At 62.7% G+C, this 13,820-nt stretch carries 11 protein-coding genes; 6 read left to right on the top strand and 5 right to left on the bottom strand.

Annotation, left to right across the window (positions count from 1 at the left end):
* Positions 1-101 precede the first annotated feature (101 nt).
* Positions 102-557 (top strand): GNAT family N-acetyltransferase, encoded by a 456-nt coding sequence (locus tag G494_RS0115570; RefSeq protein WP_084456957.1) that lies wholly within the window; start codon positions 102-104, stop codon positions 555-557.
* Between the two features lie 74 nt (positions 558-631).
* On the opposite strand, the gene G494_RS23885 is transcribed toward G494_RS0115570, so the two are convergent.
* Genes G494_RS23885 through dinB form a run of 3 tightly spaced genes read right to left on the bottom strand, consistent with a single transcriptional unit; the run spans position 632 to position 5,758 of the window.
* Complete coding sequence (locus G494_RS23885) at positions 632-2,422, bottom strand: YgiQ family radical SAM protein (protein WP_084456954.1); 1,791 nt, start codon at positions 2,420-2,422, stop codon at positions 632-634.
* Between the two features lie 29 nt (positions 2,423-2,451).
* Positions 2,452-4,617 carry a cation:proton antiporter domain-containing protein gene (locus tag G494_RS0115560; protein ID WP_153305911.1) on the bottom strand — a complete coding sequence of 722 codons (2,166 nt, stop codon included), beginning with the start codon at positions 4,615-4,617 and terminating at the stop codon, positions 2,452-2,454.
* A complete protein-coding gene (gene dinB, locus G494_RS23880) occupies positions 4,556-5,758 on the bottom strand; it encodes a DNA polymerase IV (protein WP_232362578.1) in 1,203 nt (400 codons plus the stop codon). The genes G494_RS0115560 and dinB overlap by 62 nt, the downstream gene beginning before the upstream one ends.
* Before the next feature lie 195 nt (positions 5,759-5,953).
* Here dinB and G494_RS0115550 point away from each other — a divergent pair, with 195 nt between their 5' ends.
* The 3 genes from G494_RS0115550 to G494_RS0115540 all read left to right on the top strand — a co-directional run bounded on the left by G494_RS0115550 (position 5,954) and on the right by G494_RS0115540 (position 9,374).
* Entirely contained in the window at positions 5,954-6,985 is a 1,032-nt protein-coding gene (locus G494_RS0115550; protein ID WP_028585260.1) for an NAD-dependent epimerase/dehydratase family protein, read from the top strand.
* Positions 6,986-7,153: 168 nt separating this feature from the next.
* The gene (aroC, locus tag G494_RS0115545) at positions 7,154-8,239 is read left to right on the top strand and encodes a chorismate synthase (RefSeq protein ID WP_028585259.1); all 1,086 of its coding nucleotides are present in this window, start codon (positions 7,154-7,156) and stop codon (positions 8,237-8,239) included.
* A gap of 46 nt (positions 8,240-8,285) precedes the next feature.
* Entirely contained in the window at positions 8,286-9,374 is a 1,089-nt protein-coding gene (locus tag G494_RS0115540; protein WP_028585258.1) for an adenylate/guanylate cyclase domain-containing protein, read from the top strand.
* Positions 9,375-9,449: 75 nt separating this feature from the next.
* On the opposite strand, the gene G494_RS0115535 is transcribed toward G494_RS0115540, so the two are convergent.
* Positions 9,450-9,770 (bottom strand): AzlD domain-containing protein, encoded by a 321-nt coding sequence (locus G494_RS0115535; protein WP_028585257.1) that lies wholly within the window; start codon positions 9,768-9,770, stop codon positions 9,450-9,452.
* On the bottom strand, positions 9,770-10,495 hold the full coding sequence (locus tag G494_RS0115530; protein WP_232362577.1) for an AzlC family ABC transporter permease: 726 nt from the start codon (positions 10,493-10,495) through the stop codon (positions 9,770-9,772). The genes G494_RS0115535 and G494_RS0115530 overlap by 1 nt, the downstream gene beginning before the upstream one ends.
* Positions 10,496-10,669: 174 nt before the next feature.
* Between G494_RS0115530 and G494_RS25675 the strand changes: the two genes are divergently transcribed.
* Together G494_RS25675 and G494_RS0115520 are read left to right on the top strand one after the other, a co-directional pair.
* Positions 10,670-12,277 carry a DUF2868 domain-containing protein gene (locus G494_RS25675; protein WP_028585255.1) on the top strand — a complete coding sequence of 536 codons (1,608 nt, stop codon included), beginning with the start codon at positions 10,670-10,672 and terminating at the stop codon, positions 12,275-12,277.
* Complete coding sequence (locus tag G494_RS0115520) at positions 12,262-13,716, top strand: GTPase/DUF3482 domain-containing protein (RefSeq protein ID WP_028585254.1); 1,455 nt, start codon at positions 12,262-12,264, stop codon at positions 13,714-13,716. The genes G494_RS25675 and G494_RS0115520 overlap by 16 nt, the downstream gene beginning before the upstream one ends.
* The last annotated feature ends 104 nt before the right edge of the window (positions 13,717-13,820 follow it).

The raw sequence follows: 13,820 nt of genomic DNA, 5'->3' as shown, positions 1-13,820 counted from the left end.
AGAGCTGGCTCCATTGGGGCCAGGATAAAGCTGTTGGCAACTCCCTGGTCTGGTGGTACTGTTGGACCCATGATGGCTGTAATCCCTGATCAAAGAGAGCTATGGAAATTGTTGAAGCAAGACTAGACGATATGTCCGAGGTGGCTGCCCTGGTGCGGGCGCTTCTCCTGGAGCTGGAGCCTGCCTTGTCTGAAGAAATTCTGGCCATGTCCTGTGAGCAGGTGGCCAGGCGACTCTTTGCAGAGGGCAAGCTCCATGCCTTTCTGGCAAGGGAGGGTGGTCGAGCAGTTGGGGTGATCACCCTTAATGAGTGTGCCGCCATCTATGCCGGCGGGGTCTTTGGAGAGATCTCCGAGCTCTATGTCCTGCCTGGGCACCGTTCCAGAAGCATCGGCAGGCGGCTGTTGGATGCGGCCGCGGACAAGGCCAGCTCCCTGGAGTGGAAGCGGCTGGAGGTGGGGACCCCTGCACCTGCCGCCTGGCCGGAAACGGTCCGGTTCTACGAGGCCAACAGTTTCAAGCACACCGGTGCCCGGCTGAGGCGTCTGCTGGCCTGAGCCGGGCCAGCTCCTCTGTCTTCATCCCTGCTCCTTGAGCAGGGGACGACTCTTTCTGCTCTCCCCCTTTCCGCCTACCTGTCCCTCCGGACCTTTTTCCTGCTCTGTCGGCGGGGGGTGGCTGCCCGTTCCGGCGCTTTTTTGCTGCCAAGGCTCTTTTTCCTGCCAGGCAGTGCCCCCAGGAGGATCTCTTTCTGCCGCTCCTTGGCCTGGGGATCCTTTTCCACAAAACAGGGGGCCCCGCTCCAGGGGTCCTTGCCGGTCCAGTAGATGGTGGTGGACCAGGTGGATGGCGTTGGGGTGAAGACCTGCACCTGCCTGGGGATGACCTTGAGCTCCTGCCTGGCAAAGTCGCGTAGCTCTGTCATCTCCCGCTTGGAGCAGCCGGGATGGGCGGCGATGATGTAGTAGGTCAGAAAGAGTTGTTGCTGCTGCTTCTTGTTCAGCTGAGTGAACAGTCTGATAAAGTCGAGGAGGGTGTCGCTGCCCGGCTTGCCCATGGCCTGCAGTACCACCTGGCTGCAGTGTTCCGGGGCGATCTTCATCTGGCCGGAGACATGGTGCCTGAGCAGCTCCTGGAGATAGCGGCGGCCATTCTTGCGGTCAGCCAGGATCAGGTCGTAGCGGATGCCCGAGGCCACAAAGATCCTCTTGATCCCGGCGATGGCCCGCAGCTTCCGCAGTAACTCGATCTGGGGGCCGTGGTCGATGGGCAGGGTGGGGCAGGTTGTGGGAAAGATGCAGCGTTTATCCCGGCAGCAGCCGCGGCTGAGCTTCTTGCTGCACTCAATCCCATACATGTTGGCTGTGGGGCCGCCCACATCGGCGATGATCCCCTTGAAGGCCGGATGGCGGCTGCAGGCCGTGACCTCGTCGATGATGGACTGCTGGCTGCGGTTCTGGACCGTGCGTCCCTGGTGGACGGCAATGGCGCAGAAGTTACACTCTCCGTAGCAGCCCCGGTGGGTGGTCACGGCAAAGCGGATGGTCTCCAGGGCCCGCACCGGGCCGTGTTGACCGTAAAAGGGGTGCAGCTCCCGCTCATAGGGTAGAGCGTGGACAGCGTCGAGTTCGCTGCTGCTCAGCTGGGGCTGGGGCGGGTTCTGGACCAGGTAACGGCTGTCCTGCTGCTGGGCCAGGATCCGGGCGCTCAGGGGGTCGTTGTTCTCGTAGAAGAGCTGGAACATCCGGGAAAAGCTCGCCTTGTCGGCCTTGCTCTCGGCAAAGGAGGGCAGCAGCAGGGCCTCCTCCGGCGGGTTCTCTGCCTTGTAGCAGAGACCGCGGATGGCCTGGATCTCCTGGAGGGGTTTGCCCTCGGCCAGGGCCCGGGCCAGCTCCACCACGCTCTTCTCGGCCATGCCGTAGAGCAGGTAGTCGGCCTTGGCGTCAAAGAGCAGGGAGCGCCTGATCCCTTTGCTCCAGAGGTCATAGTGGGCCACCCGGCGGAGGCTGGCCTCGATGCCGCCCAGGACGATGGGAGCGCTCTCTTTGCAGTACTGGCGGATCAGGTTGGCATAGACGATCACCGCCCGATCCGGGCGACGGTTGTTGACCCCGCCGGGGGTGTAGTCATCCTTTTTCCGGGGCCGGCCGGTGGCCGTGTAGTTGGCCACCATGGAGTCCACCGAGCCGCCGCTGATCCCCCAGAACAGCTTGGGCTGGCCCAGTCGGGTCAGATCCTCGCCACTGTTGACGCTGGGTTGGGCAATGATGCCGACCTTGAAACCGGCTGCCGCCAGGACCCTGCCGATCACGGCCACGCCGATAAAGGGTGAGTCGATATAGGAGTCGCCGCTGACCAGGATGATGTCAAGCTGGGACCAGCCGAGTTGGCGGAGTTCTTTTTTGCTGGTGGGAAGAAACATGGTGTTGTGCTGCTCCAGGGGAGCTGAGGTTAATTCGATTTTCCCGGGTAGACGGTAACTACCGGGGTGCGGCAGTTGGTTACCACGGCCGCGGCCAGGGAGCCCAGAAAGAGGCGTTGGAGACCATGGAGGTTGACCGCCTGGATGATCACCAGGTCGTGGTGCCGGGCCTCGTCCAGGATGGCCTCCAGGCGGGAACCGGCCGGGATGGCCTGGACCTGGGTAACGCATTCCAGGAGGTTGGTCTCCAGCCACCGTTGCAGTCCGGCCTCTGCCCGGCGGATATCTCTGCGGCCGCAGTCGGCATCCAGGAGCTGCATCAGGGTGATGGTCGGCTGGCCGGCGGTCCCCATGGCCTCCAGGACGGGCTGGAGGGTCGAAAGTTCTGCCGGCTCCAGCACAGGCACCAGGATCTGCTCGCAGTTAAAGGTGCCGATGAAGCGGACCACCACCAGGGGACAGGAGACCCTGCGGGCTACCTTATCCACGATCTTCTGGATGGCAAGGGGATTATGTCCCAGGGGGTAGCCCAGGACCAGGGCCTTGGCTCGGTGCTGCTCAACTGCCTGGAGAATCCCCTCCACTGCCGAGCCCTGGAGGGTGGCGGTGAGCAGGGGGTAGCCCAGGCTCTTGACCTCGTCTATCTCCGGCAGAAAGAGGGTCTGGTTGGCCTGTTTTCTCCCAGGGTGTTCGGGCGTGGTTTCGTTGATGACCCGAACCGACATGGGCAGGGCGTCGAAGTAGTGGGCCAGGATGGTGGTGACCCGGGCCAGGCCGCGGACCGTTGCATAGTTGGCTGCACCGAAGATGACCACCCCCTGGGGATGGGTTGCCGGGGAGATCGGCTCACCGTGCCAGGGGGCCAGGCAGAGTTCATCGGAGCGGGCAAAGAGATGTTGGCGCAAGGGGGCTCCCTGGCCCTGGCTGCTCAGGTGGCCGGGAACCTCCCGGGCCAGGAACAAGCCCTTCTTGGCCATGATGGGGCCGATCAGCTCTGAGAGCACCACCCCGGCCAGGACGATGGCGCTCAGGTTCTCGCTCCAGGGCTGGAGGCGCTGATCGCTGCTGATGATGAAGACCAGGCCGATGGCCACTCCTGCCTGGGGCATCAGGCCGAAGCCCAGGTAGTTACGGACCACCTGGGGGGCTGCGGAGAGCAGGGCTCCCAGCCTGCTGCCGCAGTACTTGCCCAGGATCCGGGCGATAAAGTAGGTTGGTCCGGCCCAGCCGGCCAACTGGAGCATACTCAGGTCCAGGTGCACTCCGGCCAGGGTGAAGAAGAGCACATAGATGGGGGGCTCAAAGCCGTTGAGGATCCGGAAGAGCCGGATATCCCGCTCCTCCCGATTGATCAGGATGCAGCCTGCGGCCATCCCGGCCAGCAGGGGCGAGAGTTCCAGGAGGCGGGTGATTTCACCGCAGAGGAGGAGGAATCCCAGGCCGGCGGTGAGCATCTCGCCCCGTTTATGGGTCTTGTGGAGGACGAAATCGATGATCAGGCCGGTGGCGGCACCGATGGCCAGGGAGCCGCCGATTTCAGAGATCAGCCCCAGGACGCTGCTCAGCAGGGAGAGCTGTTCCTGGCCGCCGAACTGGTGGATGATGGAGAGGGTGGTGCCAAAGACGGCAATGGCCAGGCCGTCTCCCAGGGCGATGACCGCCAGCAGGGTGGTGGTCAGGGGTCCGCGGCTGTCAAATTCACGGACCAGGTGGAGGATGCCTGCAGGCGCGCCGGCCAGGGAAACCGCGGCCAGGAGCAGGGCCAGGATGGCATGGAACAGGGGGGGCTGGTGGGGGGAGATGATCCAGGTCACGGCCCAGGTGCTCAGGAAGACCAAACCGAAACAGGCCAGGGCCTGGCCCAGACAGATGGCAACCACCTGGCCGGCAATGGCGCCCAGTCGGCGGAACTCGATATGTTCACCGATGCCAAAGGCGATCAGCATCAGGGCGATCTGGGTAAAGTGGTCCAGGTTATGGCCCACGGTCTCGCTGGTGAGCAGGGCCAGGCCCGAGGGTCCCAGGGCCAGGCCGGCCAGGACAAAGCCGGTGATCGAAGGCAGGCCCAGCAGCTGGACCAGCTTGGCGGCAAACAGGCCGCAGGTGAGGAGGATGGCCAGGGCCAGGGTAACGTCAAACATAGGGCGTGGCAGGTCCAGGGGTGCATCCCGGTTCCCTTCTGCGGAGTTGGGCAATCCGTGCTCCCGGTGAGTCCAGGGTCGGAGCAGGGAAGGGCAGGGGCAGCTGGCGATAGCGTCCCTGGTCCATGAGGTTGGAGACCGTCAGGCCCAGCAGGCGGATCTTTCTTTGGCCCGCCTCGGTGGCGGCCAGCAGCCCCGGGATCTGGGGGCGGATATCCTGGCTGTCGAAAAAACCCCCTGGGCTGCTCTGGGAGCGGCTGATGGTGGTGAAGTCATCGTAGCGGACCTTGAGGCTGAGGGTACGGCCGCCGATCTTCCTCCGCTCAAGGGCCCCGCCCACCTGGCGGCTGATCTCTTCGATGACCTCCAGTACCGCCTCCAGCTCAAGCACATCCTCCTGGAGGGTGGTCTCGCTGCCGATGGATTTGCGGGTCCGCTGGATGTGCACCGGGCGGTGGTCGATCCCCCGGACGATCTCGTAAAAAAAAGCCCCGTTGCTGCCAAAGGCGGCGCTGAGCTCTTCCCTGGAAAAACGGGCCAGGTCCGCACCTGTGCGGATACCCAGTCTGTGCATCTTCTTCTCGGTCACCTGGCCCACCCCATAAAACTTGCGCACCGGCAGGCGGCGGATAAAGGCCTCGGCCTCCTGGGGGAGGATCACGCTCAGGCCGTCGGGTTTGTTCTGATCAGAGGCCACCTTGGCCAGGAACTTGTTGTAGGAGACCCCGGCAGAGGCGGTGAGACCGGTGACTGCGTAGATCTCCCGACGGAGGAGTTGGGCGATTCGGGTGGCCGAGGGGTTGCCCAGGTGATTGACGGTGATATCGAGAAAGGCCTCATCGATGGAGAGGGGTTCCACCAGGTCGGTGTAGCGGGAGAACAGGGCCATGGTCTGGCGGGAGATCTCCAGGTAGCGTTCCCTGCGCGGGCGGACAAACACCGCCTGGCGACAGAGCCGCTGGGCATGGGCACAGGGCATGGCCGAGTGGATCCCGAATGTTCTGGCCTCATAGGAACAGGCCGCCACCACCCCCCTGCCGCTGGGGTCACCGCCCACGATCACCGGCTTGCCGCGGAGCCGGGGATTATCCAGCTGCTCGATGGAGGCAAAGAAGGCATCCATGTCGATGTGGATGATCTTTCGCTGCTGCAGGGGTGACTGCGTTTTCAGAGAGGCCATGTGTGGCTGGGGCATATTGTGGATTGATCCTTTCAATCGATCAATAACTGTGATATTCCTAGAGAGTGAATGGCTGCGGGTGATGAACCTGTAGGCTATCTTCAGTCCAAGGCCTGCAGGGCAGGCGACCGGTCATCCGGTCGAGCTCACGGCCCAAGGCCCGGCTCCTCCCCAGGTAATCAGGTAACAGTTCCTTAGAAAAAAGATACTATGAGCAGATATACAAAACAACAAAAACTCCTCCAGCAGCAGCCCAAGGCCTGGCTGATCACCGGTGTGGGCGGCTTTATCGGCTCCAACCTGCTGGAAACCTTGCTCAAGCTCGATCAGCGGGTGGTGGGGCTGGATAACTTTTCCACCGGTCATCATCATAACCTGGATGAGGTCCGCTCCCGGGTAGACGCCGGCCAGTGGCAGCGCTTCCAGCTGCTTGAGGGAGACATCCGTGAGCTGGAACGGTGTCAGGCGGCCTGCGAGGGGGTGGACTATGTCCTCCACCAGGCAGCCCTGGGCTCGGTGCCCCGCTCCATCGAAGACCCGATCACCACCAACGAAAACAATATCAGCGGATTTTTGAACATGCTGGTTGCCGCCCGGGATGCCGGGGTCACCCGTTTTGTCTATGCCGCCTCCAGCTCCACCTATGGCGATCATCCGGATCTGCCCAAGGTGGAAGAGAAGATCGGCAACCCGCTCTCCCCCTATGCCGTGACCAAGCTGGTCAACGAACTCTATGCCCAGGTCTTTGCCCGGACCTATGGTTTTGCCACCATCGGCTTGCGCTACTTCAATATCTTTGGCCAGCGCCAGGATCCCGAGGGTGCCTATGCGGCGGTGATTCCCAAGTGGTTCGGCGGACTCCTCCAGGGGGAGAAGGTCTTTATCAACGGCGACGGCGAGACCAGTCGGGACTTCTGTTTTATCGAGAACTGTGTCCAGGCCAATATCCTGGCTGCCACGGTCACCGACCAGGAGGCACTGAATCAGACCTATAACGTGGCCTGCGGCGCCAGGACCTCGTTGACGACCCTGTTTGAACTGATCCGGGAACGGGTCGCCGTCCGCCGCCCCGAGGTGGCGGCTGCCCAGGCGGTCTATCGTGACTTCCGTGCCGGTGATGTCCGCCATTCCCTGGCCGATATCAGCAAGGCCGAGCAGCTGCTGGGCTATGCACCCGCCTACTCGGTGCGCCAGGGGCTGGATAAGGCCAGTGGCTGGTATCTGGAGAAGTTCAGCCAATGAGGTGGCCGCTCTTTGGCCGAGGGAAGATCCGGTCGACGGCTCTATGATGGGGCCGCCGACCGGCAGACCATAAGGCGGGTGGTTTGAGGCCGGGGCCGAGCTGGATCTCTTCGGAGCAGGTCGGCAGGCAGCGATGATACCCCGCAAAGATCAGACAAGGGAGACGTTATGTCCAGCACACTGGGGACACTCTATAAGGTAAGTACCTTTGGCGAATCACACTGCAAGGGAGTGGGGGCCATCGTTGACGGCTGTCCTCCGGGGATGGAGCTGAGCGAGGCGGATATCCAGCCGCAACTCTCCAGGCGGCGGCCCGGACAGAGTGATCTGACCACCCCGCGCCAGGAGGCGGATCAGGTGACCATCTACTCGGGCACCGAGTTCGGTCGAACCCTGGGCACGCCGATCATGCTGCTGATCCATAACAAGGATCAGCGCCCGGGAGATTACGGGGAGATGAGCACCATTCCCCGACCCTCCCATGCGGATTTCACCTACCAGCTCAAGTACGGCATCCGGGCCTCCAGCGGCGGCGGCCGTTCCAGTGCCCGCGAGACCATCGGTCGGGTGGCGGCTGGTGCCATCGCCGAGAAGTGGCTGCAGCAGAACTATGGCACCGAGATCGTCGCCTGGGTGAGTTCGGTGGGCGATATCGAGGCCCCGGCCATCGATCCCGGCCGGATCAGCCGGCAGGAGGTGGACTCCACCCTGATCCGTTGCCCCCACGGGCCCACGGCCGAGTTGATGGAGCAGCGGGTGGCTGAGATCCTGGAGGCCAAGGACTCCACCGGCGGTATCCTGACCTGTGTCTGCCGGAACCTGCCCGTTGGGCTGGGGGAGCCCATCTTTGACAAGCTCGATGCCTGCCTGGCCCAGGCCATGCTCTCCCTGCCGGCCACCAAGGGGTTTGATATCGGTTCAGGCTTTGCCGGCACCCGGATGCGGGGCAGTGAGCACAACGACCCCTTTGTCAGGAAGGGTGCCGGCTTGGGTACCAGCAGCAACAACTCCGGCGGGGTCCAGGGGGGGATCAGCAACGGTGAACCGATCATCTTCCGGGTCGCCTTCAAGCCGGTGGCCACCATCGGCAGGGTGCAGCAGACCGTCGACTTTGACGGCAATCAGGTGGAGCTGGCGGCCAAGGGGCGCCATGACCCCTGTGTGGTACCCAGGGCCATACCCATTGTCGAATCCATGGCTGCCCTGGTGCTGATGGATCTGGCGCTGCAGCAGCGGGCACGACAGGGCGGTTGAGCCTTTGGCCTGACCTTGATGACCGCAATCGGGTGGTGAGATTTTGATGACAGCGAATCAAGAGCGGATATTGGTGGTCGAGGATTCCGTTATCAACCAGAAGATTCTGGAGAGACTGTTGACCCAGCAGGGCTATGCGGTGAGCCTGGCAGGCGATGCCGACCAGGCCCTTGCCCATCTGCACCAAAACCGGACCACGCTGCCGGAGCTGATCGTTCTTGATATCATGATGCCGGGCATGGATGGCTACACCCTCTGTACACTGTTGAAAAAGAACGAGCAGTTCAGGGATATTCCGGTGGTCTTTATCTCTTCCCTGGATAGAGCCGCCAACAAGGTGCGGGGATTTGAAGTCGGGGGTGTGGATTACATCACCAAGCCCTTTCACAGTGCCGAGGTTCTGGCCAGGATCCATACCCACCTCAAGCTCTGCCGTCTCCAGCGGCAGCTGGAGGAGAAGAACCGGCAGCTGCAGTTGGAGAAGCAGCGATCAGAGGGCCTGCTTCTGAATGTGCTCCCTGCCCGGGTTGCCCAGGAGCTGATTGCCACCGGCAGTTTCTCCCCCCAGCTCTACACCAATGTCTCGGTCTGCTTTATCGATATTGTCCAGTTTACCGCTGCCGCCTCCCTGCTTCGACCGGACATCCTGATAGAGGAACTCAACCAGATCTTCTCCGGCTTTGATGCCATTGCCAGGGAACACGGCTGTGAACGGATGAAGACCGTGGGCGATGCCTTCCTCTGTACCTGTGGTATTCCGGAGGCCGATCCCCGTCACGCCCACAAGATGGCGGATACCGCCCTGGCGATCATCGCCTTTATGGAGGAGCGAAACCAACGGGCCGCTCACAAGTGGCAGGTCCGGATTGGGATGCACTGCGGTGATGTGGTGGGCGGGATTGTGGGCACGGACAAGTATCTTTACGATATCTTTGGTGATACCGTGAATGTGGCCTCCCGGCTGGAGTCCCTCTCTGCGCCCATGAAGATCAATGTCTCTGCCCAGGTGCATGAAACACTTGCAGCTGAATATCGTTTTTCCAAGCCGCTCCAGGTGGAGATGAAAGGCAAGGGGGGCCGTGCCATGGCCTTTCTCCTGGGGCCACGCTCTCCCGAGGAGTCTGTTGCCGCTTGAGCCTGCCTTGAGTCTGCCTTGAGGCCTTCTCCGGTCCCGGCCTGCCTGCTCGCCCCCTCCACTCCTCGGCCCACTTTATATCATGCCGACCAGCCAGTAGAGTGCCATCCCCACGATCACCGTTCCCCCCAGGCTCTTGGTCTTCCAGGCCACCACAAAGGTGGGGATGGCGATCAGCAGTTCCGGTTTGCCCAGGTCGATGGCCCGTGGAGCAGCCTGGGTAAAGAGGATCGGTGCCAGCAGGGCGCTGAGGATGGCCACCGGAATCAGGCTGAGCCAGTCGATCAGCCACTGGGGCAGCCGCCGGTGGGCCAGGTAGAGCAGCGGCAGCCAACGGGGGATATAGGTGACCAGGCCCATGCCTGCAAAGAGCAGCAGGTAGTCGAGAAAGCGCATTATTTTTTTCTCCAGCGTCGTTTGAGGATAAAGCCGATGGTCGCCGCCAGCATGGAGGCGGCGACGATATAGGAGTCGCCGGGGATGACCACATACCAGAGGGTGGCGATCACGGCGGCGATGAGGGCCGTGGCCACGAAGATCTTGCCCTGGAGCTGGTAGCCCAGCAGGCAGATGAACATGCCGGTGAGGGCATAGTCGATACCAAAGGCTCCCTGGGGGATGAACTGGCCGATGACCGTACCGCTCACCGTGGAGCTGATCCAGACCAGGTTGGAGAGTTGGTTGACCGTCAGGGCGCTCCAGCGGCTCCACTCCTGGTCACGAAACCTGGTCATGTTGACGGCAAAGCTCTCGTCCGTGATCCCGTAGGCAAAGAGGGAGAGGAACCAGCGATTGACTCCCTGGAGGTGAATGGCCAGGGCCGAACTCATCAGGGCATGACGCAGGTTGACCACGAAGACGGTCAGGATGATGGCCAGGATGGAGGCCCCGCTGGCCAGCATGGCCACACAGATAAACTGGCCGCTGCCGGCAAAGACCAGGATGGACATCATGGCCACTGCCCAGACCGGAATGGAGGCCTGCTGGGCCAGGACCCCCAGGGCCAGGCCAACGGGAAAATAACCAAGACAGATGGGCCAGGCAGCACCGGCCCCCTGGCGGAGCAGGGGCATCGACGGGCGGGGATCTTTTTTTGGCTGCTGGGGCTTGTTGTCCATCATCTTTCTCGATATGCTAGGGAGGTGCTCTTTGGGTTTGTCGGCACAAACTCGTTTTTTTTATCAGGGCGTTGCCCCTCTGGGGAAAACGCCAAGAGGTGTTGTAGCTAAAATGAAAATCTCCTGCAATTCTTTTTCGTTGGCCCTGTGCATTCTGCTCTCCGGGGGGGGCTTTTGATGGCACGCCTGTGGAGTATTGCGGCACTGCTCGATCTCGAGTTTTTTTTGGGCCAGGATCGGCTCGGATCCGCCGACGATGACCGCGGTCTGAGCCGGCGTGATCGTAGCCTCTATCTCGATGCCATCGTGCCTGAGCAGGGGGCTGCCGGCCAGACAGACAACGATCGCGCCCTGGTGCATCGCTGGCTGGAGCTGCGCCGGGCCGAGTATCTGGCTCAGCCGGATCTCGCGGCAGAGCTGCCCGGCAGGGTCTACCGCGAGCTGCTGCTGTTGCTGCGCCTTGCCGCCCTGGGCAGCGGCCTCCTGCTCGGCATCGGGGTGACTGCCCCCCTCCTGGCCTATGGCGGGACGGCGCCCTTGAATGTCACGGCCTACTTTGTCCTCCTGGTCCTGGTGCAGCTCCTGCTCCTGGCTACGCAGCTGCTGGCCCTTGCCTGGCGGGGCCTGCGCCGCCGCAAGCCGGCCGCCTCCTTCCTGGTTCGCTGGCTCAGTCGAGCCGGCTGGAGGCTCGCTGCCAGGCTGGAGCGCCGCGCCCGCAGCAGGCGGCGGTCGGCTGGCGAGGCCGCCAGGACCTCCTTTTTTAGCGGGGCAGGGCCCGCGGGCGCCTATGGCGGCCTGTTGCTCTGGTCAACCTTTCTCCTGCTCCAACTGGTGGGCATCGGCTTCAACGGCGGCATCCTGAGCACCACCCTGGCCAAGGTCCTGTTCTCTGATATTGCCTTTGGCTGGCAATCCACCCTCCAGGTCTCCGAGACCCTGGTTGCCGAGCTGGTCCGCTGGATCGCCCTGCCCTGGAGCTGGCTCTTGCCGGAAGAGCTCGCCTACCCGAGCCTTGAGGCCATAGCCGGCAGCCGGATGGTGCTCAAGGATGGAATATATCACCTCTCCACCCTGGATCTGGTCTCCTGGTGGCCCTTCCTCTGCTGTGCCGTTCTTAGCTATGGGCTGCTCCCCAGGCTGGGGCTGTTGCTCTTTGGTTTTCTTCGGCAGCGCCGACTCCTCTCGGAGCTGCCTTCCATGGAGGATCCGGGGGTTCGTCAGCTTGTTCGCAGGCTGCTTACCCCCCTGGTGGAGAGTTCCGGCCGTAAGAAAGAGCAGCCGCCGCCCGCCGGGAGAGCGGAGGAACCTGCCCAGGAGCTGCCCGGGGACACGGCTGAGGCAGGCTCAGTGCCTGCTCCCCTGCCGGTGAAGAGCAGCTGGCTGTTGGTGCCCGAAGAACTGGCCCTCGATTTCCCCCTGGAGCAGTTTGCAGCCGGGTTGCAGAGCTGGCTCGGCGAGGCGCCGCTGTCCCTCCACAGTTATGACGATGAACTGGAGGCCGAGGACCGGCTGCCTGCGGCCCTGGCCAGGGAGGTGAAGGCTGGGGCCGTGGCCAGGGTGGTGGTGGTCCAGGAGAGCTGGCAACCGCCCATTGAAGAGTTTCTCTCCTTTCTCGAGACCCTCCGCAGGGCCGCAGGGCCCGGGATGGTCATCACCATAGTTTTGATCGGAAAACCAGGAGCAGACACCATCCTGACCCAGCCCGAGCAGACCGGCGCTCGGATATGGGAGATGAAGGTGGCCACCCTTGGTGACTCCGAGATAGAGGTATGTTTACTGCCGTGATCACATCATCCCATCAGATTCCCAGGTTTGCCATTATCGGCCACCCCAACGAGGGAAAATCTTCGGTTCTTTCCACCCTGGCGGAAGATGATTCCGTCAGGGTCAGCCCTGTTCCCGGTGAGACCAAGGTCTGCCAGGATTTTCCGGTGATTGTCGATGGCCGGGAGGTGATCCGCTTCATCGATACCCCGGGCTTTCAGAATCCACGCAAGACCCTGCGCTGGCTGCAGCGCTATCAGGGGGAGGATGCCCTCCTGATCGAGGCCTTTATCCAGGCCCATGAAGACGATCCCGCCTTCAGGGATGACTGTGCCCTGTTGACCCCTGTGGCAGCCGGCAGCGGGGTTATCTTTGTGGTGGATGGCTCCAGGCCGGTTCGGAATATGGATCGGGCCGAGATGGAGATCCTCCGCCTCAGCGGTGCCCCCAGGATGGCGGTGATCAACTGCAAAGACGAAGAGAGCAGCTACCTGGCCCAGTGGCAGTCCGAGTTCAGGAAACACTTTAATGCCACCCGCCTGTTCAACTCCTCGCGGGCCACCTATATCCAACGGATCGAGCTGCTGGAGAACCTGAAGGCCATTGATCAGCAGTGGGAGCCTGCCCTGCGCGGGGTGGTCCAGGCCTTTCAGGCGGACTGGCAGGCCCGCAACGAGCAGAGCGTGGATATCATCCTCGACTTTTTGAGCCAGGCCCTGGCCTACAGCAAGAGCGTCCCCTCTAGCGGTGGAGCCTCTGAGCAACTCCAGGAGCGGCTCTGGCAGGAGTATCAGCACCATGTCGCTGCCCGGGAACAGGCCGCCCATCGGGCCATCCGCAACCTCTACAAGCATAACCGCTTCAACCTGGTGCTGCCGGAGCACTCCATCCTGGCCCAGGACCTGTTCAGCAGGAAGACCTGGGAGTTTCTGGGACTCACCGATCGGCAGATCATCCTGGCCGGGGCCATGGGCGGGGCGGCCCTGGGCGCCGGCCTGGATGTTGCGACCGCCGGGATCTCCTTTGGGGTCTTCTCTACCCTGGGGGGGCTCTTGGGGGCCGCGGGCACGGCTATCAAGGGGAAGCAGTGGCTCTCCGGGATCAAGCTCCTTGGCATGCAGGTCGGCGGCGAGCAGCTCCAGGTCGGGCCGGTGAACAATATCCAGCTGCTCTACATCCTCCTGGACCGCAGCCTCCTTTTTTACCGCCAGGTGGTCAACTGGGCCCATGGCAGGCGCGATTATCAGCAGGGAGAGCGGCTGGCCAAGGGGAGCAGCAAGGCCGGTTTCACCGCCTTCTGGAGCAGGGAGGAGCGGCGGAGCTGTGAGCGTTTCTTCCAGTTGGTCTGCGGGGGAGAGTCGTGGGCCGAGGCGCCGGTGGCCGGGGAGATGCGTCGGCTGCTTCAGGAGCAGCTGACCCGGATCATCGAAGGCCGGCTGGAGGCCGGCCAGCGCCGCTAAGGGTTCTGGCCGAACGGCAAAGACCGGCGGCATGGAGCAAAGAACAGGGCAGGGTCTTGGGAGACCCTGCCCTGCAATAGGCCGGTAGCTTGGTTAGCTTGGTT

It is taken from the genome of Desulfogranum mediterraneum DSM 13871 (genome assembly GCF_000429965.1).
Taxonomy (GTDB): Bacteria; Desulfobacterota; Desulfobulbia; order Desulfobulbales; family Desulfobulbaceae; genus Desulfogranum; species Desulfogranum mediterraneum.
This window is presented reverse-complemented; position numbering and strand designations above follow the sequence as displayed.